We start from the raw sequence: 24,883 nt of genomic DNA, 5'->3' as shown, positions 1-24,883 counted from the left end.
AGTGTTTATCGATTTCTCACTTGGAATCTTCTGATAAAGTACCCACTAGCTAGTATAACAAATAATCCGTAAATGAACATACTTGCTTTATCGCCAGTCTTCACATTTTGTTGTTTAGTTGCTGCCGTTTGTTTAATGGGTGCTTGTTCTGCTTTTGCAAAAGTTGGTTTTAGCAAAGCTGCACCTGCATTATTATTTGGTTGTGCCAAAGTTGACACAGTGTTCGCTGTCCCATTTGGTCCAGTACCTGATGTATTGTTCGCATTAGTTACAACTGCCAATTGAACAACTTTTTTCCCGGTAGTATCTGTTAATGTTTTTGGATCAAGTTTCACAGTAACATTGTAGTAATTGTCATAATCTAAACCTGGAACATCATCAATTTTGACATGTGTACGTGCTTCTGTTGCTGCTGCTCCATTTGGAATCTTATATTTTACGACACGCGTATCTTTTTTCGTATCTTTTGATACTACTTGAGCCGCAATAAATTTACCATTTTGTTTTGTTTCAAACGTTTTTATCCAATGGCTATTAGTCAGTGTCAAGTAAAGATAAGCTTGCCCTTGTTCAACTTTGATAATAGCTGGTTTTTGCGTGTAGCTATCCATCATTGAAACAGCGTTTGAATTTTCTTTTAGGATAGTGAAATTTGTTGAGTAACTTTTACCCTCTTGTAATTTGTTAGGGTTAACCACTGCTGTTTTTACTGGTTGAGATGGTTTTACTGGCGTTACAGGCTTACTTGGTTTTACTGGCGTTACAGGCTTACTTGGTTTTACTGGCGTTGTTGGTTTTACTGGTGGTTGAGGTTTCACTGGCAACACTGGTTTGGTTGTTGTGACATCTTTAATTGATTTACCATCCAACTTAACCGTTATTTTATAAACATTGTCATATTTTAATCCTGGTACATCTGTAATTTTAACGTGAGTGCGCGCTTCTGTTGAGTCAGCAGCATTTTTCACAGGATATTTCACGACACGTGTGTCTTTTTTAGCATCTTTGCTTACAACTTGTGCTGCAACAAATTTACCATTTTGTTTCGTTTCAAATGTTTTGATCCAGTGACTATTTTTTAATGTAACGTAAGCATAGGCTTGATTTTTTTCAACTTTGATAACGGCTGGTTTTTGTGTATAACCATCCATCATTGATAATTCTGTTGATTTTTCTTTCAAAACTTTAAAGTTCACCGTATACTGATGATTGTTTTTTAACTTTAATGGATCAACAGGTGCTGGCTTGCTAGGTTTTGTTGGTTTACTTGGTTCTGTTGGTTTACCAGGTTCTGTTGGTTTACCAGGTTCTGTTGGTTTGCCAGGTTCTGTTGGTTTGCCAGGTTCTGTTGGTTTGCCAGGTTCTGTTGGTTTACCAGGTTCTGTTGGTTTACCAGGTTCTGTTGGTTTACCAGGTTCTGTTGGTTTGCCAGGTTCTGTTGGTTTACCAGGTTCTGTTGGAGTTGTTTCTTTGATTGATTTGGCATCTAATTTTACATTAACGCCATACGTTTCATCATACTTCAATCCAGGAACGTCGGTAATTTTAACGTGTGTGCGTACTTTTGTCGACACAGTTGCATCTTTTATAGGGTATTTTACAACACGTGTATCCTTTGTTTTATTGTTTTCAACTACTTCAGCAGCAATATATTTTCCATTCTGTTCTGTTTCAAACGTTTGAATCCAATGACTGTTTTTTAGTGTAACATAGGCAAATGGCTGTTTTTTCTCAACTTTGATTACAGCTGGTTTCACCATATATTCATCCATCATTGAAACTTCTTTACTGTTTTCTTTTGTGACTTCAAAATCAATTGTATAAGTTGAGCCATCTTTTAATTTCAAAGGATCAATCGTTGATGGTTTTTCTGGCTCTGTTGGTGTCTCAGCTTGAGGAAACTCAAGTGGTGAAACAATCATCGCATTTTTTGGATCAAACGCTAAACGAAAATCTGCTTTACCTTCATATATTGCGCGTGCATTGCCCATATCTACGGCATATGTCACATGTGAAAAAAGATCTGCTTTTTCATCATCGATTTCAAATGAAACCGTGCGCGTATTATTTTTGCTATCTGTTGATAATACTTTAACATCTTTAAGTGCACCGGCAACCATTGTTTGGAAGCTTGTGACTGTCTTAGAATCTGTAATAGTCATAGCAACCGTGCGTTTACCATTTTCAACTTTGATATAAGCTGGATTTGTAAAGTAACCTTGCATGCTGCTTGCTTTGTCTTCAGTGGCATGTTTTGCAACGAATGGGATTTTATACGTACCATCTACTAATGCTGCTGGTTTTTCAGGTTCTGTGGGCGTTGCCACTGGGAACTCTGAATCTGCTACTTTTGTTGCTTGTGTTGTATCAAATGCTAGACGGAAATCTGCACTACCTTTATGAACACCACCATTAAATGGCGCTTCATAGTTCACGTGTGCCAATAAATCAGCGTTTTCATCCGGTACATTAAATTGAACCGTACGTGTTTTATCTTTAGTTGACAACGTTGTTGTTTCTTTAAATACGCCATCCACGGTTGTTTGGAATTCTTTCACCGTATCTGTGTCATTTATTGTCATCGCTGCCGTACGTTTGCCATCTTTTACTTGGATGTAAACGGGATTATCAAAATATTTTTGCATGCTGCTTGCTTTGTCTTCAGTGGCATGTTTTGCAGCGAATGGGATTTTATACGTACCATCTGCTAATGCTGCTGGTTTTTCAGGTTCTGTGGGCGTTACCACTGGGAACTCTGAATCTGCTACTTTTGTTGCTTGTGTTGTATCAAATGCTAAGCGGAAATCTGCACTACCTTTATGAACACCACCATTAAATGGCGCTTCATAGTTCACGTGTGCCAATAAATCAGCGTTTTCATCCGGTACATTAAATTGAACCGTACGTGTTTTATCTTTAGTTGACAACGTTGTTGTTTCTTTAAATACGCCATCCACGGTTGTTTGGAATTCTTTCACCGTATCTGTGTCATTTATTGTCATCGCTGCCGTACGTTTGCCATCTTTTACTTGGATGTAAACGGGATTATCAAAATATTTTTGCATGCTGCTTGCTTTGTCTTCAGTGGCATGTTTTGCAGCGAATGGGATTTTATACGTACCATCTGCTAATGCTGCTGGTTTTTCAGGTTCTGTGGGCGTTGCCACTGGGAACTCTGAATCTGCTACTTTTGTTGCTTGTGTTGTATCAAATGCTAAGCGGAAATCTGCACTACCTTTATGAATACCACCATTAAATGGCGCTTCATAGTTCACGTGTGCCAATAAATCTGCATTCTCATCCGGTACATTAAATTGAACTGTACGTGTTTTATCTTTAGTTGACAACGTTGTTGTTTCTTTAAATGCGCCATCCACGGTTGTTTGGAATTCTTTCACCGTATCTGTGTCATTAATTATCATCGCTGCCGTACGTTTGCCATCTTTTACTTGGATGTAAACGGGATTATCAAAATATTTTTGCATGCTGCTTGCTTTGTCTTCAGTGGCATGTTTTGCAGCGAATGGGATTTTATACGTACCATCTGCTAATGCTGCTGGTTTTTCAGGTTCTGTGGGCGTTGCCACTGGGAACTCTGAATCTGCTACTTTTGTTGCTTGTGTTGTATCAAATGCTAGACGGAAATCTGCGCTGCCTTTATGAACACCACCATTAAATGGCGCTTCATAGTTCACGTGTGCCAATAAATCTGCGTTTTCATCCGGTACATTAAATTGAACCGTACGTGTTTTATCTTTAGTTGACAACGTTGTTGTTTCTTTAAATGCGCCATCCACGGTTGTTTGGAACTCTTTCACCGTATCTGTGTCATTAATTGTCATTGCTGCCGTACGTTTGCCATCTTTTACTTGGATGTAAACGGGATTATCAAAATATTTTTGCATGCTGCTTGCTTTGTCTTGTGTTGCATGTTTTGCAGCGAATGGGACTTTGTACGTGCCATCTGCTAATGCTGCTGGTTTTTCTTCTGGTTCAGAAATAACTTGTACCGATGCTGGATCAATGACAAGATCAATTTGATACCAGTTGTCGTAAGTAAATCCAGGAATTGTATCCACAACGATATGCATATACGAATAAACGATTTTATTCAAATCTTCTACTTTAATTTTGATTACTTGCGTTTGAGTGCTATCATCTTTTGAAACGATTTGAACATCGTTATATTTTCCAGCGTAATCCTCTTTTGGATTTGGCGTTTCTGGACGGTTACCCGTTTCACTAACTGCCATTGCTTTCCACCAAGAACTATTTTTTACGTTTAAATATAAATAGGGTTGATTATTCTCAACCTTAATTGTTGCTTCATTATTAATATAATCATCTGCTACCGACTTTTCTTTTGTTGTCGAGCCAGTTTTATCTTTAAAGAAATTAACATTAACTTTATATTCGCCACCATCTTTTAACACTGTTGAATCAGCGCTTGCTACATAAGATGGGAAAAAGCTTACTACTAACATAGCAATGAGGACAAATACACTAAATTTATTAATCACCGTTTTCATCAATATTATCTCCCCCTATTTTGTTGCTGTTTTTTTTCTAACTACCACTAAACCGATTAATGCTAAAAGTCCCAATCCACCATAAAGCATCATTGAAGAATTATCCCCAGATTTGGGATTTGCCACTTTTTCAGTCGAAGTTGTTGCACTGCTACCACTTGTATCAGTCCCTTTTGCAACTACTGCATCTGTGTTTTTTGAATCACTCGTACCACTGGCTTTTTCAGTGTTTTTTGGCAATACAAATTTCAAAACAATTTTGTACTCATGGTGATAATTCAAATCATTATCATCAATATCAACTTTTATTTTTGCAGGAATTTGTTCTTCTAAAGTCCCTATATTAAAACGAACTTTACGTGTATCTGCCCCTTTATCGGAACTAATGACTTGTTCGCTAGCTGAGTTTAACCATAAGCCTGTAATCCATTTACTGTGATTCACTTGAATATCCACAGTTGTTTCACCACCTGAAACTGTTACAGTTGCTGGCTTATCAAAATAATCATTCGCCATTGAAACCGAGTCACTACCTCCCTGTAATACTGTATAATCAACTGAATAAGTACCATCTGCAACTGCTGCATGCGTTGTTTGCGGTAATATAAACAGTGAAAGTGTCAATGTAGTAATCATTACGACTGTCGCTAATAATTTTTTCATTGTATTCCTCCTATATAAGTCGTGATACAGAACTTTTACGTCCTATAAAACGCTCCCAATGTATTTAATTCCTATACTTCATCAATTGTAAGTGATAATGATTATCATTGTCAATAAGTTTTCAGATAACTTTCATAGTTTGTGACAAAAAAAGACACATTTCACTTATATCTGTGTCAAAAAAGATAAAACCGCTTGCCACTGACTTTTTTTCGCCTTTATATTGTTCTTTTCCATAATAAAAAAGCCACATTTTAATTACTGTGGCTTTTACTCTTAGAAAATTTAGGTATACCTCAATCAGAATCATAGAAATAAATAGGATACTCACTATCTAGCTTTATTTTAGCTCTGAATTGTCATTGTTAACTCATAAGCTTTTTGGAATTTCTGGATATCTCCTGCACCCATAAATAACAATACTCCTGTTTTGAATTGCTTCAATACTTCTGTATGTTGTTCTTGAATAACATGGCTTCCTTCAATTAAATCCGCTAAGTCTTGAATGGTTAAGTTTCCGGTTTGTTCACGTGCAGAACCAAAAATATCACATAGATACGTCTCATCAGCTTTGCTTAGGGATTCAGCAAAGGCGTTTAAAAACGTATTTGTACGACTAAAAGTATGCGGTTGGAAAATCGCAACCACTTCTCTATCTGGATATTTTTGACGAGCTGCGTTAATAGTTGCTTCAATTTCTGCTGGATGATGAGCGTAATCATCAATCAGTACTTGATCGCCAATTACTTTTTCGCTAAAACGACGTTTTACACCTTCGTATGTGCGTAGTCTCGATTGAACCGCTTCAATTGATAAGCCCTCAAGATGCGTAAATACGATAACAGCAAGTGCATTACGAACATTGTGTTCGCCGAAAGTTGGTACGTTAAACGAGCCGTATAACTTACCATCAACTGTAACATCAAAACTACAACCCGCAGTATGACGATTAATATTAACTGCACGATAGTTATTATTTTCACCAATACCAAAATAAACTACCGGTGTTGTATAATTCAATGCACGCACTTTATCATCATCACCATTTGCAATTACCATTTTACTTGTCTGTTCAACCATTGATTGAAAGGCATCAATCACATCACCTTCAGTTTTAAAATAATCAGGGTGATCCCAATCAATATTATTAATAACTGTGAAATTTGGTTTATACGCGAGGAAATGACGTTGATACTCACATGCTTCTAACGCAAAATAATCCGAATTTTTAACTCCATGACCAGTCCCATCACCAATTAGATAAGAAACTGAGGTAACACCTTCTAATACATGTGATAATAATCCCGTTGTTGATGTTTTACCATGTGAACCTGTCACAGCAATACTGGCATAACCTTTAATTAAAGATCCTAAAAATTCATTATAAGGAATAACTTTTGCTCCGATTGCTTTTGCTGCAATAACCTCTTCATGCGAATCTGGGAATGCTGCCCCTTGAATGACAGTCATTTCTGCTGAAATATTTTCTTTTGAAAAAGGTAACATCTTTATATTCGCACGTTCAAGTGCATTTTGCGTAAAGAAAAATTTATCGATATCCGAACCTTGGACAGTTTCGCCTTCATCATGTAAAATCTGTGCTAACGCGCTCATACCTGTGCCTTTAATCCCTATAAAATGATATGTACTCATTATAAAAGCCTCCATTATTACTAATTTAGTTTCATTGGTTATTTTCGTTTTCTCATTATTTCTTCAACAGAACGTAAACGAGCGTTCAACTCTTGTTGTGCTGTTCCTGCATTCAGTCGCTTCGAACGAATTTTACGTGTCATTTCAACAGCAGCTACACGAGCAATTTGTTGAATTTCAGCATCAGTAAAATGATCCCCACTGGGTTTAATTGATTTCGGTAATTTAACTTTGCCATCCGCAGTAATCGTTAAAACATCCGGCTGATCTTCAGCACGAACTTCAACTGCTTCAACTGCTTCAACTGCTTCAACTGCTTCAACTGCTTTATTATTTTCAATGACATCCGTACGTTTATCAAGCTTATCGCTAACAATTTCTGCTACATCACTATTTTCAGTTTCGCTTGTTTCTTCAATCGGTCCTATTTCACTGTTAACTTCAGTGCTGGTTTCAACCAACGATTCCACGTTCTCCACTTCTAAAGTATCATGCAATACTTCTACTGACTCACTTGTTAGTGCAGGGTTATTACTTTCAATAGGTTTTTCCTCATGCTTTATATGATCGTCAAAGACAGGTGTTTCTAGCTCCTGTCGTTTGGGATAGAATTGGCTCATATTTCTTTTTTGAAATCCAAAGACAGGCGAAGGAATATCTCTCGCCTTAAAATGAGATTCTCGTGATGCAGAATGCCACTTTATCTCGTCTGAGGTTGTTTCAATTTCTTTATTCACTTCTTTTGTAGGTGGTTTAACTTTTTCAACCACTTTTTCTTGTTCTATAATTGGTTTTCTATTGGTGCGCGGTGTCTTACTTGCAGAATCCATTGTGACAGTTCGCACACGACCTTCATTATAATCTGGTGCTTGTTTATTTTTAATTGGTGCGGGTGTGCGCCGTTCCTTTTTACTATCAGCGATTGGTCTTACTACCTTTTGTTTCTGTGAGCTTGTTTCATCTTCGTCTAAATTCAACATTTTTTTAAACCAACCAGCCATCTGCATCACCCTCGTTTCTCTTCTTATATAGTTAATTTTACCAAACTATAGTCTTCAATGCTACACTGAGCCATTGTTTAACTTAAAAGAGGATTGCGTATGCTTGACCTGCTTTATAGTCTGATCCTTCTAAAATCATAATGCCCTTTTCAGTTGGTGCATCAGGAATAGCTAATTCACGTGCTGCACAGATCATACCGTTACTTTTTTCACCACGTAATGCAGAAGGTTCAATGATTAAACCGCTTGGCATTACTGCGCCAACTTTAGCTACCACAACGTATTGCCCTTCATCAACGTTTGGTGCACCACAAACAATTTGCTCAACATGTGTACCCAAATCAACTTGGCATACACTAAGATGGTCTGAGTTACTGTGTTCTGCCTTTGATTTTACATAACCGACAACAAATTTAGGACTTGTATCCACATCTTTTAATGTTTCAAAACCGGCAGCACTCAATTGTTCGTTAATAATTGCAATTGTTTCGTCTGTGACTTCTACTTTATCTGTCACGTTTAACGCTGTCTTTTCTTTCACTTTAAATAAGTTATAGCCAATTACTTCATTCGTATCGGCATTTTTAATTTCAGTCACATTATTGTTAGATTCAGTTATTGTTTTTTCAGCTTTTTTACCGTTCATTTGAACGATCAATACATCGCCAATTCCTTTTTCATTATAAAATACATTTACTATCATTTTTATAACCCCTTTTGTTTGTTTTTAGCCAAAATGAATACAGGTGTTAAATGACCTTTTGAATACTCAAATGCCAATGTTGTAATTGGCACCGGTCCTGAGGCATAAAAATCAAGTGTTAAGTGCCCAATAACATCATAACCCGCTTCATTCACTACATCTACTAATAATAACACATCCTGATGTGGTACTGCTACAACGATCTGACCTTTTGCGTTTTTTTCCATTTTTTCCATGAATTTTTCATTGAGCAAACGACTCGCATCATAACCATCATTGGTTCTAACAAAGTAAAAACGGTTTCCTGCTACATTATCTTCTTTTAATGGAATCTTTTTAGTATTGAGGTTGATTAACGCCTGACTTTTGATCTTTTCTACCGCTAACACACTTGTATCTTTCTGAGTTAATAAACGGTAGGTATTGCCCAAATCTAAAACGTAATAAATTCGCGTTTCTGCTGTATGGTCTGTAACAATAAACGGCTCCCCTTCTTTTGTTTCAAGTGGGAATGAGCTTGAACGTATAACGGGATAAAGATCGTCCATATGATCTTCTACACGTTTCGTATTTTGCGCTGCCGCAAAACTGCTGGTAATATAATACACTTGCTTATCAAGTGCAGATTCTCCATCACGCTCTATGAGTTTGACGAGTTCGGCCAATTGAATCGTAACAGCATTTTTTACACGATCATTTTTAACTTGTAACGTGCCTGAGTCCTTATCAAAGGTATAACGATAGTCAGGATTATTTAGTTTATTAATTAATAATTCTTTTACAGTAAAGATAGTTGGTTTCATTCACTACGCTCCTGACTGCTCAAAGACGCTACAAAACGATTGATTTCTTCTTTCGTTTTACGTTCTTTATTAACAAAACGGCCCGTTTCTTTACCGTTTTCGAATGCTACAAAACTAGGAATACCAAAAATAGCTAAGTCTTGGCAAAGCTCAAGCAATTCGTCACGATCCACATGAATAAAATTAAATGTTGGGTTATCCGCTTCAATTTCGGGTAATTGCGGCTCGATATAAACACAGTCACCACACCAATCTGCACTAAACATAACAATCGTTTTACCTGTCTGAATGATTGTGTTGAATTCTTGTATTGTTGCTACTTTTTTCATCATTATCGCCCCTTTTTTATCGTTTACAATAAGCTTCTATAAATTTATCCCGTACTGTTAGAAATAGTTGGTTTTCTCTATTGGGGTGAATACGGTTGGTTAAAACAATCACCGCTTCAGTTTTCATCGGATTAATTAAGATAAACGTTCCTGTAAATCCTGTATGGTACATGATGGGTTGTTGTGCCTGATTAAAACGTAAATCCCATCCAATCGATCGCTTATTCACACGATCTTCTCCTTGTACTGTTTGAATTAGTTTTCGACTTTCATCCGTCAGTAATTCTGGACTATTCCACCCCATTAAATGATTGATTAACTTTTCAATCGCTTCAATATTCGCAAATAAACCCGCATGTGCCGCAATACCGCCAAGACAGTATGCTTTATGATCATGTACATCCCCTTTAATTAGTCCACGCTGTGTATGTAATTCAGTTGGGACACACTCTAATTTCGCTTTGTTTTTAGGGTTAAATAATAAATTTTCAATAGCCAGTGGTTTAGTGATTTGTTCGCTAAAAAGTCTATCAATTGGTTGTTTGGTCACCGCTTCAATCACTGCACCTAGCAACAGAAAATTGGCATCTGAATAATTGATTGTATCTCCAGCAGTATTATCTTGTGGAATATCGTACATATAATTTTCTACATCAGTCGCTGTTTTTATTGGATAGTTAGGAATGTTTTTTGCCAATCCTGACTGATGTGTGGTTAGTTGCTTAACTGTCACTTCTAGGTATTTAAAACGCGGCAAATAATAGTGCACAGGTTTTAAAATATCAATTTGTTTTTGTTCATACAATTTCAATAATAACGGTGTCGTTACCAATACTTTAGTAAGTGATGCGACATCGTAAATGGCATTCTCTTGTAACACTAATGCCGTTGGAAGGAGTTGCGAACTGCCCACTTGAGCATTAACCCATTTTCCTTGTTGATAAATACCGTATGTTGCACCAGGAATTATTTTATCGGCAACCATCTGTTTGATGTAGTTTTCTAATATTTCCATGGTTACCTCCTTTAATGGACGTGGTATACTTCATTTACATAGTAACTATATCATATTTTGGAAGGAAGTTGACGTATGAAACCAGCTTTTATTGAAACCGTCTCCTGTGGTAATTGGCAATTTCATTATTGCTTACTCAATGAACCATCTGACTTTAGCAAAATCGCAAATGTATTCCCCCAATACACGCCTTTTATAGAAGAAAGCGCCTTGTTAACTGATACAAATTACTTACACGTAACAAATGATTTTATAGCATCTGAAAAAAATTGTATGATCGGTTCTTTTCATTATATTACAAAGACTTCCTCACAATCCAATCTGCTCGCTCATTTTTATGTCGACCAATATCAATTATTATTAACTGATTTAAATATCCCTGACTTAACGGGGCATTCTTTAGCTACAACCGTTGCCATATTAAAATCTTTTGAGACACCTATTGAAGCACTTTATTTTCTATTAACAAAAACACTAAATCCGTTTTTATCTGAAATAGATCATTTCGAACGTAGCGTTGTTACTGCTGAAAAACGACACTATGATAAGTTTAAACAAAAGCAGGTACAACAATTATTTAATTGGCGTTCAGATTTATTACGATTGCGACACCTTACGTTACCGCTACAAGAAATCAAACTAGCGACAGAAGAAATATACACAAACAACCATTTGCAAAAACATGCGATTCACTCGTTTAATAAACGCTTTGAACGAACGACAGACTTGCTTAATCAATATGAAAAACAACTTTCATCAATGTTAGACTTAAGTACAACATTTGCTTCATACCGTGGCAATGAAATTATGAATGCTCTTACTATGTTCACAGTATTAACCACACCTGTCATTGTATTTGGAGCAATTTGGGGGATGAACTTCCGTGTAATGCCCGAACTTTATTTAAAATACGGTTATCTTTACTCACTCTTGTTGATACTCTTTTTCACTGGTCTTGTTGCTCTATGGCTCTATCGTAAAGGATGGTTAGGCAATAAAAAAAATAAGAAGTAAGTGACTTCTATATTTTGTTCAACGGAGCGCTTAATCAGCCTCTCTTGTTAGCACATTTAGAAATTGATAAAAACAATGACTCTCCGCACAATATCATATGACCAAAGTATTGCGACGTGGTATAATGTCACTAATAACTCTCGTTTTTTATTATTTCAATTAGTTATAAAAGATAAATTGACTATTAATGACTTAAAAAAATGATAAGAAGTTAAATTTCAATCTATACATCGGAGGATTTTATGAAAAAAATAGTTAGAGAATATGCTTTTGTTGCAGCTGTCATCATCCTTATTATTATTGCACGTGTCTTTTTCTTTTCACCTGTTGTGATTGATGGTCACTCAATGGACCCTACTTTAAACGACCGTGACCGTCATATCGCCTATAAACAAGCCAGTATTGATTGATTTGATATTGTCATATTTGACGAAATTGGTTCTGGTAGCATTTTTGTCAAACGAATTATCGGAATGCCTGGTGATACCGTAAAAGTGAGTCATAATGAATTGTATATTAATGGTAAAAAAACAACACAATCCTTTACTACTCAAGGTGTAACTGACGATATTGACGAAGTCACTGTACCAGCAGATTCTTATTATGTGTTAGGTGATAATCGCGAAAATTCCACGGATAGTCGTATGATTGGATTTGTTAATAAAGACCAAATTGATGGTAAGCTTGGTTTCAAATTTTATCCGTTTAAGTAAAGCTAGATCAAAACTAAAACAACCGTCTGACAAAAAATGTCAGACGGTTGTTTTTTATACACTTACTAAACAAAAAGAGAGAAGCAAAAGCCTCTCTCAAATTTCCGAAAATTATTCTAACGGTTCGTTTCATCCGTATTGTTATCTAAAGTACTTACTTCTTCAACATATGAATCATTTTCTATGATGACTTCTTCCACAATAACTTCTTTTGGTTGAAGCATACGATAAAATGAAGCCACTGTTGTTTGGTAGTATGGTGCTAAATAAATACAGACAATCATACCGATGAAAAATGCGAGTCCGATAAACAAAATACCAATACCAAATCCAACAGCTGACGTACCAGTATTTGAGATAAAAGCACTGAACATCAACCATGCGCCGTATAAACCAATCACTAATGGTAAGATCATCCAACCGATGAATGATAATTCTGTGAGGAAAAGTTTCATACGTTTCCCCGACATAATTTCTTTACTTGTTTTAATTGCATCCCAAGCTGAAAGCGTAGGATTATCTTTGATTAGGAAAAATGTTTGCGTGTAACTATAAGCTTTCATAATCGGTAAGATAAGTAAGATAATTGGAATAATGAGCAACCATAAGCTCATCACTTCAGTCATGCCTAGAATAACTACTAATATACCAATAAGTACTGCCGGTAAAGTCCAGATAAATACCATGATACCCACTAAAATATTTGCCCAAATAACTTTTAAGTAAAAGCCTTTACCAAAAGCTGAAAACATTTTTTTAACACTCAATGATTCACCGTCAAAAAGACTTAAATAAAACCATTGAAATCCTGTTGTCAAAGGAATGCTTACGAATATTGTGACCAAAACACTCATGAATGATAGAATCGTATTTCCTGTAGATTCTGTTGTAGCATCAAATGGAGCAACCATGTTCAATGCACCATTGATCACAAGCATCAATAAGAAAACACCAATCGCAATTCCCCAATGACCTTTTAATGCTGCTCTCGCCTCATTTTTAATCAAGCTTATGTTTTTCAAAGTCTCACCTCTTTTAATTTTATATCACCTGTAATTATAGCATGTTTTTTTCAAAAGAACGATATCTATTAGTTTAACTCGGGTAATTTCTTTCAGTTCGATTATTTTAAAAAGATAGAAGCAGTTGCCATGATGACAACACTTCTATCTTTTTTATTAATTTGCGTGTTCTTTAACGATTTCAATGATGACCTTCATCGCTTGGATCATTGATTCTTCTGCGACATATTCAAACTTACCATGCATGTTTTCACCACCTGCAAATACGTTCGGTGTTGGTAAACCCATATAAGACAATTGTGAGCCATCTGTTCCACCACGAATTGGAATGATATGTGGCGTAATGCCTAACTTATCATAGGCTTTTTGTGCCAACGCAACAATTTCAATAACAGGCTCTATTTTTTCACGCATATTGTAATATTGATCTGCCATTTCAATTGTAATAACTTTTTCACCGTACTTAGCTTGCATTTGTTTAACCGCTGCAGTTAACACTCGTTTACGTTCTTCAAATTCTTCACGATCAAAATCACGAATAATATATGAGGCTTTTGCACTTTCTACGCTACCGCTCATATTATTCAGATGGAAGAACCCTTCTTTACCTTCTGTTTTTTCTGGTACTTCATCAGCTGGTAACAACGCATGAAACTCTGCAAACAGTGCACCTGCATTTACCATTTTACCTTTTGCGGTACCTGAATGAACACTATTTCCTTGGAAAGTAATGACTGCTCCTGCAGCATTGAATGATTCATATTCCAATTCTCCAACAGGACCACCATCCATTGTGTAAGCAAAATCGGCATTAAATCGTTCCACATCAAATTTTTCAGGTCCACGTCCAATTTCCTCATCAGGTGTAAAGGCTACGCGGATATCACCGTGTTTAATTTCTGGATGTGCAATTAAATATTCCATTGCCGTCATAATTTCTGCAATACCAGCTTTATCATCTGCGCCTAACAAGGTTGTTCCATCAGTTGTTATTAATGTTTGACCTTTATAGTCACTCAACTCTGGAAAATCAGCCGTTGTCATCACAATATTATGTTCTTTGTTCAAAACAATATCTTTGCCATCGTAGTTTTCATGTATTTGTGGTTTGACATCTTTACCTGTAAAGTCGGTTGCCGTATCAACATGTGCTAAAAAACCGATTGTTGCGACATCTAAATCACCACGTACAGTTCCCATTAAATAACCATTCTCATCTAAATGGACATCTGTTAATCCCACTTCTTTCATTTCTTTCTCAAGGTGATGCAACAAATCCCATTGTCCGGGTGTTGAAGGTGTTGTTGTACTATTCTCATCAGATTGAGTATCGATTTTAGCATAAGTAATTAAACGCTCTGTGATTTTTTCCATTATATCTCAGCTCCTAAAGTCTATTTTCAAGTAATCATAGGCTAATCATACTCCATTAATTTATATTTTTCAATTACTGAAACTAGCTTGTCCGCATAGTCTGGATCTGTCGCATAACCTGCTTTTTGTAAAGCCATTGTGCCTTTTTTATAATCCTTTGCAACCAGCACCTCTTTATACTGATTAGCATTCCAAGTCGTACCATCCTTAAAAAGCTTAACATGATCGTTCATCGATTCTTCCCAGCTAGAATATTTTCTAAATGCCGCTTCAACCGTGATCCATTCATCATTTTCAAACTCTTGTGTTGGGTACTTGATCGATTGTTTTTTATATTGACCTTTGATACCAAATAAATTTTTTCCTTCGACAGCCAAATCGCTCGTACCCCAATCAGACTCTAAAATAGCTTGGGCCATACTCACACTTGCTAACAAGCCACTATCTTTTTGATTTTTTTTCGCTATTGGTGATATTTTTTTTATAAAGGTTTGTTTTTTCTCGGCAGTTATCTTTGCTTCGTCAACTTCTGTAATTACAGGTGCCGCTTCTTCTTGTGATAGTTTCCCAATAATTATACTTAAAAACACGACAAATACTAGGCAGACTATCCCTGTAATAATTAAGTCTTGACGCTTTTTCTTTTTTGATTTTTTTGTCTTAATGATCATTTTTTCACCCACTATCACAACTTATTATGTTTCTTAGTTTAGTGGTTGATTGCTCAGATAGCAAACAAAACGATGTGTTTTTCTATATGAACACACTTCTATATAATGGTTACTTAAAATAAAAAACAGCCACACATGTGACTGCTCTAAATGATATAAGCCTTTATTTTTTTGTATCTTCATCAATTTTAAGGATTGCCATAAATGCCTCTTGAGGCACTTCAACAGAACCAACTGATTTCATACGTTTTTTACCAGCTTTTTGTTTTTCGAGTAATTTACGTTTACGAGAAATATCGCCACCGTAACACTTAGCCAAGACGTTTTTACGCAACGCTTTAATCGTTGAACGTGCGACCACTTTATTACCGATTGCCGCTTGAATTGGCACTTCAAATTGTTGACGCGGAATGAGTTTTTGTAAACGTTCAACAATCACTTTTCCACGATCGTAAGCAAAATCACGATGAACAATAAAGCTTAAAGCATCGACATTTTCGCTGTTCAATAAGATATCCATCTTCACTAGTTTAGATTGACGGTATCCGATAATTTCATAATCTAATGACGCATAACCACGCGTGTTCGATTTGAGTTGGTCAAAGAAATCGTAAACAATTTCAGATAGTGGAATTTCATATTTAACGTTAACACGAATATCATCCATATAATCCATTGTGATGAAATTACCACGCTTACGTTGCGTTAACTCCATAACGGCACCGACATATTCATTTGGTACCATGATTGATGCATTAACATAAGGTTCTTCAACATAAGCAATTAATGATGGATCTGGCATTTCTGATGGATTCGATACCACCACTTCTGTATCATCTGTTAATGTTGCATGATAGATAACACTTGGTGCTGTGGTAATTAAGTCGATATTAAATTCACGTTCAATACGTTCTTGAATAATTTCCATGTGTAGAAGTCCCAAGAAACCACAACGGAAACCAAATCCTAGTGCTTGTGATGTTTCAGCTTCATATTGTAATGCTGAATCATTCAATTCAAGTTTCTCAAGTGCATCACGTAAATCAACATAATCTGACGAATCGATTGGGTAAAGACCACAATAAACCATCGGGTTCATTTTACGATAACCTTGTAAAGGTTCAGCTGCACGATTTTCTGCATGCGTAATCGTATCCCCTACTTGTGTATCTGCTACTTGCTTGATTGCTGCAGTAAGGTAACCAACATCACCTGCCATCAAGACATCTTGTGGCGATACTTTCGGGTCAAATACACCTACTTCAGTTACTTCAAATGATTTACCTGTTTGCATCATGTAAATTTTATCGCCTGCTTTTACTGTACCACTCATGACACGAATACTCGTAATAACACCACGGTATGCATCGTAAACAGAGTCAAAAATCAACGCTTGTAACGGCGCTTCTAAGTCCCCTGTTGGAGCAGGTACATGTTCAACAACTTGTTCTAAAATTTCTTCGATACCAATACCAGCTTTTGCTGACGCTAAGACAGCTTCACTTGCATCTAATCCAATTACATCTTCAATTTCACCACGCACACGTTCAGGGTCAGCTGCGGGTAAATCAATTTTATTAATAACTGGTAAAATTTCAAGATCATTATCTAATGCTAAATAAACGTTAGCTAATGTTTGTGCTTCAATCCCTTGAGCAGCATCAACTACAAGAACAGCACCTTCACAGGCAGCTAAGCTTCGAGATACTTCATATGTGAAATCGACATGTCCTGGTGTATCTATTAAATGGAACGTATATGTTTCACCGTTCTTAGCGTTGTAAGAAAGTTGTACGGCATTCAATTTAATTGTAATACCACGTTCACGCTCTAAATCCATGGAATCAAGCAATTGATGCTTCATCTCACGGTGCGTCAGTGCATTCGTTTTTTCTAAGATACGGTCAGCCAATGTTGACTTACCATGATCAATATGGGCAATGATTGAAAAATTACGTATATTTTTTTGACGCGCTTTCATCTGGTTTAAATCCAATTTGTCCACTCCTATCACTCTTTGCAAACACTCTTATAAATACTCATATAGCAGACAATACAATTTCATCTCTATTTGCGTTTCACTTCAGCTTCATTATAAGAAGGCATTTATCTAACTTTATTATATAGTAGCTACAATTGTTTGGCAAATCCCTTGTTATTTATGTATTAAAGCTCTTTCTACTATTAAAAAAAGCCTTTTAAAAATAAATTTAGAATAGACGTTTGCAATCCCTTCAATTTTCATATATAATTAAGTCTGTCTTATGGTTGGAATTAGAGCTATCTAATTAGATGAGCCATAGTATGATTATTTCAACGGAGGTGACATAAATGCCTAACATTAAATCCGCTATTAAACGCGTAAAACAAACAGAAACTCGTAATGAATTAAAATCTTCACAACGTGCTGCTGTTCGTTCAGCTGTTAGAAAATTCGACGCTGCTGTTGTAGCTAACGCTGATAACACAAGTGAATTATATAGCCAAGCTGTTTCTAAACTTGATGGTGCTGTTTCAAAAGGTTTGATTCACAAAAACAAAGCAGACCGTAGTAAATCACGTCTTGCTAAAAAATTAGCTAAATAATCTCTTTGGGAGCCTGTTGTATAGGGCTCTTTTGTTTTATCCAAAATTTATTATCCCATTATATTACAAGGTCCTATAATCTTACCTTGCTTTATAGTGGGATTTTTATTATACTGAGAATATTAATTTTCTAATAAATCAAACAATTCTAAATTTAATAGAAATGAAAATTACAAGGAGGTATTTTATGTCATCATTGAATGTAGGTGTTCTCGGATTCGGGACTGTCGGAAGTGGCGTCGTGAGAATTTTAGACGAACATAAGAGTAAGATTAGCCAGATTACTGGTTATGATATTAAAGTAACAAAGGTTTTGGTTCGTGATCTCACGAAAACGCGACGTTATGAAGACGTTGATGTTGCTGTTACTGACAATGTAAATGATGTAATTGGTGATCCATCAATTTCAATCATCGTCGAAGTAATGGGCACAATCGATATCGCTTACGATTATGTACTTAAGTCGTTACGCGCTGGTAAACATGTTGTAACAGCAAACAAAGATCTTATTGCTTTACACGGCGATCACTTGATCACAGTTGCTCGTGAAAATAATTGCGACCTCTTCTATGAAGCAAGTGTTGCAGGCGGAATTCCAATTTTACGTACAATTGTTAACGGCCTTGCATCAGATCATTTGAAAAAAGTAATGGGGATCGTTAACGGTACCACTAACTTCATGTTGACTAAAATGACCAGCGAAGGACTTTCATACGAAACTGCTTTAAAACAAGCACAAGAACTTGGTTTTGCTGAAAGCGACCCAACTAATGACGTTGATGGGATTGATGCTGCACGTAAAATGGTTATTTTAACTCGTTTAAGCTTCGGTATGAATGTTTCACTAGATGATGTTTCGACAACTGGGATTCGTCAATTAACAGTGGACGAAATCAAATTAGCCGATCAATTAGGTTATACAATTAAACTTTTAGGGATTGCTGAAGAACACAACGGTGCCGTAGATGTTTGCGTCACACCTACCCTGCTTCCAAAAACGCATCCTTTATCAGGTGTTCACAATGAAAATAATGCTGTATTTGTGTTAGGTGAAGCTGCAGGTGAAACGATGTATTATGGCCCTGGTGCTGGTGAATTACCAACGGCTTCAAGCGTTGTCAGCGACATCATTACTGTTGCAAAAAATACAAAACTTGGCACAAATGGGAATGCTTTTAGTTCTTATGTGCATGAAACAAATAAATTGGCTGACAAAGATTGCCTCGCAAAATACTTTGTTCGTCTAAAGATGACTGATGAAACAGGTACTTTCTTAAAAATGACACAGCGTTTCACTGAACAAAAAATTGGATTCAGCCGTATTCTACAATTACCTGAATCAAATGAACAAGCAACTGTCGTTATCATTACACACGAAACAAGTCGTGAAAACCTGCATCTTGCGTTAGAGACTTTAAAAAATGAGAGTGGTATTGTGGTTAACTCACATTATCGAGTGGAGGATTAATTATGTATGAGGGATTATTAAAAAAATACAAAGAATTTTTACCGGTTAATGAGAACACACCTTTATTATCATTACATGAAGGTAATACACCATTAGTGCCTTTACCTCACCTATCAGAAAAATTAGGCATTACATTGTATGCTAAAACAGAAGGTGTGAATCCCACAGGTTCGTTTAAAGATCGTGGGATGGTGATGGCCGTGGCTAAAGCAAAAGAAGATGGAGCCAAAGCAGTTATTTGTGCCTCTACGGGTAATACTTCAGCTGCGGCTGCAGCTTATGCAACACGTGCTGGTTTAAAAGCATACATCGTTATTCCTGAGGGTAAAGTTGCACTTGGAAAACTTGCGCAAGCGGTTATGTACGGTGCTGATATTATTTCAATTGATGGTAACTTTGATGACGCTCTTACTATGGTTCGTGATATTGCTGAAAAAGAAGCGGTAACCCTTGTTAACTCTGTTAACCCTTATCGTATCGAAGGTCAAAAAACAGCTGCTTTCGAGGTTGTTGAACAACTTGGTAAAGCACCTGATGTTTTAGCAATTCCAGTTGGAAATGCTGGTAATATCACTGCTTATTGGAAAGGCTTTAAAGAATTTAATGACAAAAAACAAAGCGGTCTTCCCCGTATGCACGGTTTTGAAGCAGAAGGCGCTGCAGCAATCGTCCAAGGAGCGCCAATCGCTGCTCCTGAAACATTTGCAACAGCAATTCGTATTGGAAACCCGGCAAGTTGGGCTTTTGCAGAAGCGGCTCGTGATGAATCCAATGGTTTTATTGACGCTGTTAGCGATGATGAAATTTTAGCTGCTTATCAAGCTGTCGCTCGTATGGATGGTATCTTTATTGAACCGGGCTCAGCTGCCTCTTTAGCTGGTGTCATTAAGCATGTGAAGAGTGGTCAAATCAAACCGGGTGAAACAGTCGTGACGGTCTTTACAGGTAATGGCTTAAAAGACCCTGATTCAGCTATCAATAAAGTCCCTGCTACAATTCATCGTCTCAATACATATGATGAAATTGCCAAACATTTAGCAGCGGCAACAGCAGAATGATGCGCATCAAGGTGCCTGCTACCACAGCAAATTTAGGGCCTGGGTTCGACTCTTGTGGTTTGGCTCTTTCCCTTTATTTAGAACTTGATGTGACCCCTGCAGACACTTGGTTCATTGAGCATCAATTAGGTGACGGTATCCCAACAGATGCCTCTAATCTTATTATTGAAACAGCACTTGCACTCGCACCGCATATTCAACCACAACATCTCGTGATGCGTTGTGATATTCCATCCACTCGTGGATTGGGAAGTAGCGCTGCTGCGATTGTTGCGGGAATTGAACTTGCCAATCAGTTAGGTGAGCTCAAGCTTTCCGCAGAAGAAAAAATGCGCATCGCGACTAACATTGAAGGTCATCCGGATAATGTTGCGCCTGCCGTATTTGGCGGTTTGGTGATTGCTGTTCAACTCGGTGAAGAGACACGCTACACACGTCATAACTTTCCAAACTGTGACATTGTTGCCTTTATTCCACAAACTGAATTAGCGACAACGCTGAGTCGCAGTGTTTTACCTGAGGAATTACCTTATGGCACAGCGGTTAAAGCAAGTGCGATTAGCAATGTGATGTTATCGAGCTTATTGTCAGGTGATTTAAAACAAATGGGTGAAATGATGGCGCAGGATCTTTTCCACGAGCATTATCGTAAATCACTCGTGCCTCAATTAGAGCTTTTACGTGAACGCGTTAAAACTTTCGATGCTTATGGTTGCTGTTTATCAGGTGCAGGACCCACAGTCTTAATCTTATCTCAGCCTGAAAAAACTGCAGCTTTAATGGCTGATCTAAAAAGCTTTGATTCAACAGCAAATTTAATCCATCTTAATGTAGATACTGTTGGTATTCAAGTAAATTAAAAAGTAACGTCTTCGAGAAAATTTCTCAGAGACGTTACTTTTTTGTTTGTTGTTAGGCATGCCAATTGAAAATAAACCACTCAACTTTTTGGCCTGGTAATCCTCTACCTGTCTTTAATTCAAAGTCAGCTTTTGCCAACGCCGCTAATGCTGTTTGTAAATGTATCAATTCAATATTACGGACAGATTGTGCTGCTAACTTCGCTCGATAAGGATGGACTTTTAGCGTGTGTGCCATTTCTGGATCACTGTATCCTTTTTTCTTCATAATTTTAACTTGGTTCATCAAACGAAATTGGCTAATCAATAATGCCAATATCTTAATCGGCTCTTCTTTTTGTTTAATTAAATCTTGGTAGATACGCAAGGCCTTACCTGTCTCTTTATTAACCACTTTTTCAGTCAATTGAAAAACATTTTGTTCCAACGATCTTACAACCATATCTTCTACAATTTGAACAGTCATCAAACCACCATTTACAAACAACGCTATTTTTTCTAATTCTTGAATGGCTACAGATAGTTGGAAATTAGTTAATACCATTAACTCTTGCATTGCTGCCGGTTCATAATCCATATTTAAAGCGGTCGCTCTTTCAGATAACCAGCGTAATAAACTTTGTTCGTTGGGTGCAGTTGCATCGATAACAACAGCATTTTTTTGCACTAATTTACTTATTTTTTTCCGTGCATCCAACTTATCTACACCCGCCACAATAACAAGAATTGTAAACGGTACAGGCTCATTCAAATAATTTTCAAAACCCTTTATTTGATGATCCACCTTGTCTTTTTCAGAAGTTAAAAAAGTGGGGCGTTGAAGGATTACAACTTTACGATCCCCCCAAAAAGGAACGGATTCAGCTTCGCCAATCGCTACTTCAATCGATGTTTCAGTTAAATCGAAATTCGCATAATTAAACTCAGCTTCGTCTGCAATCAGCGCATTTTCTTCGATACGTTTCAGCGTTTCCTGAATAATATACGCCTCTGTTCCAATGATTAAATAAACAGGAGAAAACTCTCCACGTTCAATCGTTTGCCATTCTTTGATCATCTTTTCATCCCCAACTCTTTACCAATATATTCTCACCTCTTTATTATAACTGAAAATGGCATTATTATCGAACTGCTTTCTCTTTTTAAGGATGAATTCCCTACTCTGTTATTTTTAATAATCGAAATGATAAATAAGAGCGCCCTATAATGCCGTACTACGAATACGAACATTATTATTTGCTAAAATTTCTAAAACCTCGGGATGAGGATGTCCATATCTTGATTTTTCGGCTACAGAAATCCACGCCTCTTTTGGCTGCATGTTTTCAACAAAAGTGGCATCTGTCGAATGTTTACTCCCATGGTGAGCTACCATTAAATAATCGAGGCCTAATTTAGGGTATTCCTTCATGATACGCTGTTCTTGCTCTTTTTCCATATCACCAGTAAACAACCAACTTTTTCCAGCAATAACCGCATGCAATACTACAGAATCGCGATTTTCACCTATACCGCCTTCTGCTTGTGGATTTAAAACAGTGAACCTAATCTTCCCCAACACTAATTCATCGCCTTCAACAACTTCTCGTTGAGGAATAGCTTTCAATTTTGTTAACATTGTTGCTAATAACTTGTCACTGGCACTACCACGTCCGATTATAATTTCACCAAGCTTGATCTCTTCAGCTAATTCCACCAACGCCCCCATGTGATCGAAGTCACTATGCGTAAGGATAACTTGATCAATTCGACTAACACCTAATGCTTTAAGTGTAGGGTTTAGGACGTTTTTCCCTATGGTATAGACACGTTTACGTTTCTGCCATTCCTCCCGTGGCTGCCAATCAAATTGTCCGCCTGTATCGATTAACATATTACCTTTATTATTTGGTAGCTGTATAAAAAGGCTATCGCCTTGACCCACATCAATCATAACGACCCTGCCTTTATTGCTCCATTGTGTTTGGATTGGCAAACTCAGGATTGTTATAATCAACAGTAAAGTCAATGTCTTTAAATAACACTTCCGCTCCCAGGCTATAAAAAAACTCCATAAAAGTACAACTATTATAAAATAGCTAACTAATGGGGCTCGTCCAGTAATGTATGTGTTAAACGGTAACTCATTTAATTTGATCGCAAACGTTTCACTCAAACTCAACACTTTTTCAAACAGTGTTAAAAGCGGGGTGGGTATTTCAAAAAGTGGTAAAATAAGGGCTGTTCCCAAACATGCAGGAATGATGAATAGTGTATAGAGGGGTACAAAAATTAAATTGCTCCAAATACTTGCAAGTGAAATTTCAAAAAAATGGTAACTAATTAAAGGAAGAGACATTAACGTCGCAATAATTGATATTTTCAGTCCTTCAACTACTCTACTTTGAGATTGGCGGATAATATTCCGACTTAAAACCAATCCTAAACAGACGGCATACGACAGCTGGAAGCCTATAGAAAAGAGTTGATAATGATCGAGGAGGATTTGCAAATTGAAACTTATAATCAAAGCAGTGAACGTGGATATTTTCGAAGGGATGATCTCATTAAAAAAAAGCAAACACATCATGCTTACTGCTCTCACAACAGGCGCATTAGCACCTGCTAACACGAGATAGAACAATAAGAAGACAATAGCAAGACTTGCACTTAAACGTCTTGTAGCCCCTAAATAAAGCGTTATCATAAATAAAATCGCACCGATGAGGTGTACATGTAGACCAGAAATCGCTAAAAGATGTATGACACCTAATGATCGATAGGCTTCAACAGTCTCCTCTTCAAGACTATCTCGTTCACCAAAAATCAGCGCTCTTGTATAAGAACCTACTTTAGATGGTGCTTTTTCTGTTACTACGGCCAATAAATAATGGCGTAGCTGTAGAATTTTTGTATGCCACGAGGGTTTGCTGTCTGCTAGTTTGTCAATCGAAACAGCCGTAATAACATGGTGGATATGCTGGTACTTTAAATACAACCGTTCATCAAATTGATGAGGATTTTTTGCACGATTAGGGCTACGTGTTTCACCACTAATCTGTAAATTATCGCCAGGTTTTATATGCCTTAACGCATCCTTTTCGTTTTCTGTATTCATCACATAACTCATTTTACTTGTTTGTTTTCCTTGTGTAACTATCGCTTGGAAACGATCACCATCAATCAGCGGTTCAGCACTAATCTTAAAAGACTTTAAAAAATCAGGTGCGCTTTTGCGAAAACTCTGTTCAGCGCTGGACTGATAAATAATCATCAGCAACAATAACATCGGTAAAAAATATAAAAGCTGTTTATATTTCCAACTTAATAAGCAACATATTATGAGCACAATAATAACAAAGCTAAAGGCTTCTTTTTCCATCGCTACAGCAATAAATAACATCACACAACTTATCACTAACAGATGGCGTGCCATAACATC

Annotated in this window: 19 protein-coding genes and 1 pseudogene; 6 read left to right on the top strand and 14 right to left on the bottom strand. The window is 36.8% G+C overall.

The window, feature by feature from the left end:
* Nucleotides 1-5 precede the first annotated feature (5 nt).
* The 8 genes from V6S17_RS04550 to V6S17_RS04515 all read right to left on the bottom strand — a co-directional run bounded on the left by V6S17_RS04550 (nt 6) and on the right by V6S17_RS04515 (nt 10,696).
* A complete protein-coding gene (locus V6S17_RS04550) occupies nt 6-4,529 on the bottom strand; it encodes an NEAT domain-containing protein (RefSeq protein WP_069124544.1) in 4,524 nt (1,507 codons plus the stop codon).
* A gap of 15 nt (nt 4,530-4,544) precedes the next feature.
* Nucleotides 4,545-5,192 (bottom strand): heme uptake protein IsdC, encoded by a 648-nt coding sequence (gene isdC / locus V6S17_RS04545; protein ID WP_029091264.1) that lies wholly within the window; start codon nt 5,190-5,192, stop codon nt 4,545-4,547.
* 345 nt (nt 5,193-5,537) lie between these two features.
* A complete protein-coding gene (gene murC / locus V6S17_RS04540; RefSeq protein ID WP_029091262.1) occupies nt 5,538-6,845 on the bottom strand; it encodes a UDP-N-acetylmuramate--L-alanine ligase in 1,308 nt (435 codons plus the stop codon).
* Between the two features lie 38 nt (nt 6,846-6,883).
* Nucleotides 6,884-7,846 (bottom strand): hypothetical protein, encoded by a 963-nt coding sequence (locus V6S17_RS04535; RefSeq protein ID WP_069124546.1) that lies wholly within the window; start codon nt 7,844-7,846, stop codon nt 6,884-6,886.
* Between the two features lie 82 nt (nt 7,847-7,928).
* Nucleotides 7,929-8,549, bottom strand: a complete 621-nt coding sequence (ytpR, locus tag V6S17_RS04530; RefSeq protein ID WP_029091260.1) for a YtpR family tRNA-binding protein — start codon at nt 8,547-8,549, stop codon at nt 7,929-7,931.
* Nucleotides 8,550-8,551: 2 nt separating this feature from the next.
* Nucleotides 8,552-9,352, bottom strand: coding sequence for a DUF1444 domain-containing protein (locus V6S17_RS04525; RefSeq protein ID WP_029091259.1), 801 nt, complete (start codon nt 9,350-9,352; stop codon nt 8,552-8,554).
* Nucleotides 9,349-9,681: a thioredoxin family protein gene (locus V6S17_RS04520; RefSeq protein ID WP_029091258.1), complete on the bottom strand. Its 333-nt coding sequence runs from the start codon at nt 9,679-9,681 to the stop codon at nt 9,349-9,351. Before V6S17_RS04520 ends, V6S17_RS04525 begins: the two co-directional genes overlap by 4 nt.
* Nucleotides 9,682-9,697: 16 nt before the next feature.
* A complete protein-coding gene (locus V6S17_RS04515; protein WP_051457347.1) occupies nt 9,698-10,696 on the bottom strand; it encodes a serine hydrolase domain-containing protein in 999 nt (332 codons plus the stop codon).
* Between the two features lie 75 nt (nt 10,697-10,771).
* Here V6S17_RS04515 and V6S17_RS04510 point away from each other — a divergent pair, with 75 nt between their 5' ends.
* Both V6S17_RS04510 and lepB read left to right on the top strand, forming a co-directional pair.
* Nucleotides 10,772-11,710 (top strand): CorA family divalent cation transporter, encoded by a 939-nt coding sequence (locus V6S17_RS04510; RefSeq protein ID WP_029091257.1) that lies wholly within the window; start codon nt 10,772-10,774, stop codon nt 11,708-11,710.
* A gap of 242 nt (nt 11,711-11,952) precedes the next feature.
* Nucleotides 11,953-12,423 (top strand): annotated as a pseudogene (lepB, locus tag V6S17_RS04505) (signal peptidase I).
* Nucleotides 12,424-12,539: 116 nt separating this feature from the next.
* On the opposite strand, the gene V6S17_RS04500 reads toward lepB, so the two are convergent.
* The 4 genes from V6S17_RS04500 to lepA form a co-directional block, all read right to left on the bottom strand.
* Nucleotides 12,540-13,445, bottom strand: a complete 906-nt coding sequence (locus V6S17_RS04500) for a DUF975 family protein (protein ID WP_029091256.1) — start codon at nt 13,443-13,445, stop codon at nt 12,540-12,542.
* A 156-nt stretch (nt 13,446-13,601) separates the two neighbouring features.
* Complete coding sequence (gene pepT / locus V6S17_RS04495; protein WP_029091255.1) at nt 13,602-14,822, bottom strand: peptidase T; 1,221 nt, start codon at nt 14,820-14,822, stop codon at nt 13,602-13,604.
* Nucleotides 14,823-14,860: 38 nt separating this feature from the next.
* Nucleotides 14,861-15,490, bottom strand: a complete 630-nt coding sequence (locus V6S17_RS04490) for a glycoside hydrolase family 73 protein (protein WP_036027104.1) — start codon at nt 15,488-15,490, stop codon at nt 14,861-14,863.
* A 163-nt stretch (nt 15,491-15,653) separates the two neighbouring features.
* Nucleotides 15,654-17,471, bottom strand: coding sequence for a translation elongation factor 4 (gene lepA, locus V6S17_RS04485; RefSeq protein ID WP_373453451.1), 1,818 nt, complete (start codon nt 17,469-17,471; stop codon nt 15,654-15,656).
* Between the two features lie 350 nt (nt 17,472-17,821).
* Here lepA and rpsT point away from each other — a divergent pair, with 350 nt between their 5' ends.
* From rpsT to thrB, 4 genes are all read left to right on the top strand, one after another.
* The gene (gene rpsT / locus V6S17_RS04480; protein ID WP_029091252.1) at nt 17,822-18,076 is read left to right on the top strand and encodes a 30S ribosomal protein S20; all 255 of its coding nucleotides are present in this window, start codon (nt 17,822-17,824) and stop codon (nt 18,074-18,076) included.
* Between the two features lie 187 nt (nt 18,077-18,263).
* The gene (locus V6S17_RS04475; protein WP_029091251.1) at nt 18,264-19,544 is read left to right on the top strand and encodes a homoserine dehydrogenase; all 1,281 of its coding nucleotides are present in this window, start codon (nt 18,264-18,266) and stop codon (nt 19,542-19,544) included.
* Nucleotides 19,545-19,546: 2 nt separating this feature from the next.
* The gene (gene thrC, locus V6S17_RS04470; protein WP_029091250.1) at nt 19,547-20,602 is read left to right on the top strand and encodes a threonine synthase; all 1,056 of its coding nucleotides are present in this window, start codon (nt 19,547-19,549) and stop codon (nt 20,600-20,602) included.
* On the top strand, nt 20,602-21,462 hold the full coding sequence (gene thrB, locus V6S17_RS04465) for a homoserine kinase (protein WP_029091249.1): 861 nt from the start codon (nt 20,602-20,604) through the stop codon (nt 21,460-21,462). Before thrC ends, thrB begins: the two co-directional genes overlap by 1 nt.
* A 52-nt stretch (nt 21,463-21,514) precedes the next feature.
* Here thrB and holA read toward each other — a convergent pair whose 3' ends face one another.
* Complete coding sequence (gene holA, locus V6S17_RS04460) at nt 21,515-22,519, bottom strand: DNA polymerase III subunit delta (protein WP_029091248.1); 1,005 nt, start codon at nt 22,517-22,519, stop codon at nt 21,515-21,517.
* 144 nt (nt 22,520-22,663) lie between these two features.
* On the bottom strand, nt 22,664-24,877 hold the full coding sequence (locus V6S17_RS04455) for a DNA internalization-related competence protein ComEC/Rec2 (protein ID WP_029091247.1): 2,214 nt from the start codon (nt 24,875-24,877) through the stop codon (nt 22,664-22,666).
* Between the last annotated feature and the right edge of the window lie 6 nt (nt 24,878-24,883).

Origin of the sequence: Brochothrix thermosphacta DSM 20171 = FSL F6-1036, assembly GCF_036884295.1 — a bacterium.
Taxonomy (GTDB): domain Bacteria; phylum Bacillota; class Bacilli; order Lactobacillales; family Listeriaceae; genus Brochothrix; species Brochothrix thermosphacta.
This window is presented reverse-complemented; position numbering and strand designations above follow the sequence as displayed.

Bases quoted from the DNA above. Each gene is read 5' to 3' on its own strand.
- V6S17_RS04535 (WP_069124546.1), bottom strand. From the start codon at position 7,846: ATGGCTGGTTGGTTTAAAAAAATGTTGAATTTAGACGAAGATGAAACA.
- V6S17_RS04455 (WP_029091247.1), bottom strand. From the start codon at position 24,877: ATGGCACGCCATCTGTTAGTGATAAGTTGTGTGATGTTATTTATTGCT.
- V6S17_RS04475 (WP_029091251.1), top strand. From the start codon at position 18,264: ATGTCATCATTGAATGTAGGTGTTCTCGGATTCGGGACTGTCGGAAGT.
- V6S17_RS04490 (WP_036027104.1), bottom strand. From the start codon at position 15,490: ATGATCATTAAGACAAAAAAATCAAAAAAGAAAAAGCGTCAAGACTTA.
- V6S17_RS04520 (WP_029091258.1), bottom strand. From the start codon at position 9,681: ATGAAAAAAGTAGCAACAATACAAGAATTCAACACAATCATTCAGACA.
- isdC (WP_029091264.1), bottom strand. From the start codon at position 5,192: ATGAAAAAATTATTAGCGACAGTCGTAATGATTACTACATTGACACTT.
- V6S17_RS04510 (WP_029091257.1), top strand. From the start codon at position 10,772: ATGAAACCAGCTTTTATTGAAACCGTCTCCTGTGGTAATTGGCAATTT.
- V6S17_RS04515 (WP_051457347.1), bottom strand. From the start codon at position 10,696: ATGGAAATATTAGAAAACTACATCAAACAGATGGTTGCCGATAAAATA.
- rpsT (WP_029091252.1), top strand. From the start codon at position 17,822: ATGCCTAACATTAAATCCGCTATTAAACGCGTAAAACAAACAGAAACT.
- thrB (WP_029091249.1), top strand. From the start codon at position 20,602: ATGCGCATCAAGGTGCCTGCTACCACAGCAAATTTAGGGCCTGGGTTC.
- murC (WP_029091262.1), bottom strand. From the start codon at position 6,845: ATGAGTACATATCATTTTATAGGGATTAAAGGCACAGGTATGAGCGCG.
- thrC (WP_029091250.1), top strand. From the start codon at position 19,547: ATGTATGAGGGATTATTAAAAAAATACAAAGAATTTTTACCGGTTAAT.
- V6S17_RS04550 (WP_069124544.1), bottom strand. From the start codon at position 4,529: ATGAAAACGGTGATTAATAAATTTAGTGTATTTGTCCTCATTGCTATG.
- lepA (WP_373453451.1), bottom strand. From the start codon at position 17,471: ATGAAAGCGCGTCAAAAAAATATACGTAATTTTTCAATCATTGCCCAT.
- V6S17_RS04525 (WP_029091259.1), bottom strand. From the start codon at position 9,352: ATGAAACCAACTATCTTTACTGTAAAAGAATTATTAATTAATAAACTA.
- ytpR (WP_029091260.1), bottom strand. From the start codon at position 8,549: ATGATAGTAAATGTATTTTATAATGAAAAAGGAATTGGCGATGTATTG.
- holA (WP_029091248.1), bottom strand. From the start codon at position 22,519: ATGATCAAAGAATGGCAAACGATTGAACGTGGAGAGTTTTCTCCTGTT.